This window comes from Salinibacterium sp. (assembly GCF_031364185.1).
In the GTDB taxonomy this organism is placed as follows: Bacteria; Actinomycetota; Actinomycetes; order Actinomycetales; family Microbacteriaceae; genus Rhodoglobus.
In genome coordinates this window covers 1-3,596 of record NZ_JANLVV010000360.1, presented here as the reverse complement: position 1 = coordinate 3,596, position 3,596 = coordinate 1, and the positions used below count along the sequence as shown (strand labels likewise).

Here is a 3,596-nt window from a genome sequence, read left to right as displayed (position 1 = left end):
ACCCAGCCATCGGTCGGCAGCGGGATGTCCGGCTCATCACTCGGCGTATCCCTGAAGGCGACCGTGTCGGAGTTCCACCACACCGTGCCACCGCCTGCGACCGCGCCGTAGCCGACACCCTGCCCGAAGTCGTACCACCCGGACAGCTGGATCTCGCCGACCTCAGACTGGGGGATCACCAGATGTACGGCGCGAGTTCCGGCGTCGAAGTTGCGGAAGCGGGTCACAGCGAGGCGCTCCGACTGCGCGCTCGTGAGACCGGTGCCTTCCTGTTGAGTCGATTCCTGCCGCGTCGGACTGCCCGCACACCCCGCTGTTACCAGCGCGGCGAGGCCTATCGCCAGGACAGCGCCGAAGTGCACTAGCCCCACCGCACTAGCCTTTCACCCGTTCGGCGAACAACTGGCGATCCGGCACGCCCACCAGGGCGAGGTCGGGCATAGCGACCGCCCTGGGCAGCGCGGCGGGTCGCTGCGAGAGGTTACCGGTCATGCCGGGTTGACGGGGGCCCGCGGGCACCTTCAGGAACGAGATGCCGGGAGGCACGGTCACGGCGGGCAAATCGGAAGCCTGAGCCGCTCCGGGTGAGCCTGTTCCGCACGATTCGGCGAATCCCGCCGGCAACACAGTGGCAACGATGCCGCCCGAGATGCAGGTGTCCGAGGACGGCGTTCGCGAGGCTGAGAGGTCGGCGACATCCACCCCATTTTCTTCAAAAACGTTATCGGTGAGCCGGTTGCCGACCGAGGGCAGATCTTCGGTATTGGTGACCTGCAGACCGGTCGACCAGTTGCCCGCTATCAGGTTGCGTTCGAAAAGATTGGAGTTGGCGCCCGAGAGTCCGACGCCCAGACCGAAGGCGCCCATGGCCTGTTTCGGCGAATTCGAGGAGTTGTTGTCGGCGATGAGATTGCCGACCACGGTCGCGGACTTCTGAGGCAGATAGGCCTCCTGGTACCACGAGATCAGCGTCAGCCCGACCCGGTTGCTCGTGAAGCGATTGCCGACGACGATAACCGAATCTGAGGCATTCGCGTTCTCGTAACCGATCGCATTATTCTCGGCGACATTGCCGGTGACGAGGATGTCGCACTCCGCGCACTGGCCCACGTAGAAACCAGAGTCGGCCGATCCCGATGTGTAATTGTCACGAATCACGCCGTGCTGCGAGTTGAAGGCATAAATGCCATACAGCCCGTTGTTACTCGCGGTGACGTTGCTCACCTCAAAGCGTTGCAGCGGCGGAAACTTTTCGGGGTCCAGCTTCGAGTAGCCATCGAGACTGTGCGCCTGGGCGCCGTTCGCGTCATGTAGGCCGGTCACGAGCACACCGTTAAACGTGTGGTTGACGACGGTCAGGTTCTGGATGCGCACACCACCGGCGATCACCTCGATGCCGTTGGGCCGCAACCCCTCCCCATCGATCACGACCGTGTTGCGGTCGGTGCCGCGGATGGTGACGTCATTTTTGTTCACCGAGACCGATTCCGTGTACGTACCGGGCTCGACCAGAATGAGGCCACCGGCGCTGACCATTGACACGGCCTCGGTGATCGTGGCGGCGTCGGTCGGGACGGTGACCACCGCCGCACCGGTAGATTGTGCCGCCACCGCGCAGCCTGATAGGAGCATTGCGCAGCTGACAATCGACCCGAACGCGACTGCGGCGAGGCGATCTCGACCGCGAGGGAACGTAGGAGCCATAGGAAAAGTCTAAACGCGTTGCCGCTGCTGCCGGTGGGTGTAACAGTCCCCCTATAGGGGGACTGTGTGGGTGACGTCCCCGCCAGTATATTAGTCACTGCTGCGTTGCTTGCGATGAGTTTGCGCGCGGGGCAATAGGGGTCATATCCCCAACCCGACAGCACGACCTCAGACGGAGTTCCCTGCACGATGACTACTTTTGCTGCGCGCCGGCCCTCACGTTCCATCGCGCTGGTGACGGTGGCCGTCCTGGCGCTGACCGGCTCGGTCGTGCTCGGCAGCGCCGAGTCGGCCGTGGCGGCGGACGGCAGCATCTCGGGGCGGGTATTCAGCGACTACAACGCCAACGGCCTCTACGACGCGACCGTCGCCCCGCGTTCCGGGATCGCCGTCGACACGGGAATCCCGGGAGTCACGGTCACCGCATACGACGCGAAGAACGCCCCGTTCGGGCCTCCCGTGGTTTCCGCGGCGGACGGCACCTACACGCTCTCGGGAACCGGCGCCGCCTCCACCGCCCTGCGCGTCGAGTTCACCGCACTGCCCGCCGGCTTCGAAGAGACCCCGGTGTTCAGCTCAGCGGGTGCGCGTTCGGGCACGAGCGTGCAGTTCGTTTCCATCGGTGCAACCAACGTGAATTTCGGGGCCGGTGTTCCCGAAAATTTCTCCCAAAACAACCCGCCGGTAATCACGGCGATCCAGTACGCCGGACTCCCGGCATCGACGTCGGCCGCCCAGCCCGCGCTGGTGGCGCAGGCCTACTCGCAGAACTACCTGACCTCGGCCGCTCAGGGCACCACCTTCCCCGGCAGGACGACCCTGGCCACCTTCGAGCAGCTCGGCTCGGTGTGGGGGGTTGCGTATAGCGCGCCGGGCAACGACATCTATGTCGCGGCCAGCTATAAGCGGCACTCCGGTCTCGGAACCCTGGGCCTGGGCGGAATTTATCGAGTGACGAATGCCGTCACTAACGGCTCAATCTCGACCAGCGGCACGACCGTTGTGCCCTGGCTCGACGTCACCACACTGGGAATCAACGTCGGAACGGCCCTGAGCAACGGGGACCGTGGACTGACCGCTGGCAACGCCGAGGCGCGTGATCCGGATGCGTTCGCGAAGGCCGGCAAGATCGGCATCGGCGGTATCGCTGTGAGTTCCGACGGCAAGTTTCTGTATTTCGTGAACCTTTTTGATAAGCAGCTTTACACCCTCGATATCTCAGACGTTAACGCCCCGAAGATCGCGGCCACGACGCCCCTCGGGCTCACCACAGGCGAGCGCCCATGGGCCGTCACCGTGCACGCGGGCCAGGTATTTGTGGGCTACGTGACGACCGGGGAGACCCTTGTCGGTGGCGTCGAGACGGCGAACCCCGGCATCTCCGCGGCCGCGGCAGGGATGACGGCGAACGTCATCAGCGCCGCGCTTCCGGTTTCTGCTGGATCTGCTTTCACGCCGGTACTGACCGGCGGCGATCTTGGCTACGCGAAGGGAGACGTGTATAACAACGAGCTCGTTCCCCAGAGCCAGCGCTGGAACACCTGGACCGATGAATGGACCTGGACCAGCAACGGCGGCGGTTCCGTCGGGGGCACTGCCACCGACAGATGGCAGTGGCAGATCTACCCGTCTCCCGTGTTGGAGGCGCTGACTTTTGATGCTAACGGGTTCCTGACTCTCGGCTTTGGCGACCGCACGGGCATTCAGAGCGGAAACTACAACTACTCTGCACTGCCCACGGGCGACGTCCACTTCGAGGCAGGATCGAGCGGTGACATTCTGCTGGCCGCTCCGAATGCGGCGCAAACGTCGTGGGCGCTCGAATCTGCTGGCGCAGCCGGAGGTCGCACTGCGGCGGGAACTCCTGCGGGACGCACGACGAACCTCGAAGG

At 64.4% G+C, this 3,596-nt stretch carries 3 protein-coding genes; 1 reads left to right on the top strand and 2 read right to left on the bottom strand.

The window, feature by feature from the left end; all coding sequences use genetic code 11:
- Together RMN95_RS15810 and RMN95_RS15805 are read right to left on the bottom strand one after the other, a co-directional pair.
- A partial coding sequence (locus RMN95_RS15810) for a hypothetical protein (protein WP_309617866.1) occupies positions 1 to 371 on the bottom strand: 371 nt, incomplete at its 3' end.
- Between the two features lie 4 nt (positions 372 to 375).
- Complete coding sequence (locus tag RMN95_RS15805) at positions 376 to 1,704, bottom strand: right-handed parallel beta-helix repeat-containing protein (RefSeq protein ID WP_309617865.1); 1,329 nt, start codon at positions 1,702 to 1,704, stop codon at positions 376 to 378.
- Between the two features lie 189 nt (positions 1,705 to 1,893).
- On the opposite strand from RMN95_RS15805, the gene RMN95_RS15800 reads away from it, so the two are divergent.
- Positions 1,894 to 3,596 (top strand): hypothetical protein (locus RMN95_RS15800; protein ID WP_309617864.1); only part of this gene is annotated, 1,703 nt, incomplete at its 3' end.

Coding starts and splice junctions, on each gene's coding strand:
- RMN95_RS15805 (WP_309617865.1), bottom strand. CDS start 1,704: ATGGCTCCTACGTTCCCTCGCGGTCGAGATCGCCTCGCCGCAGTCGCG.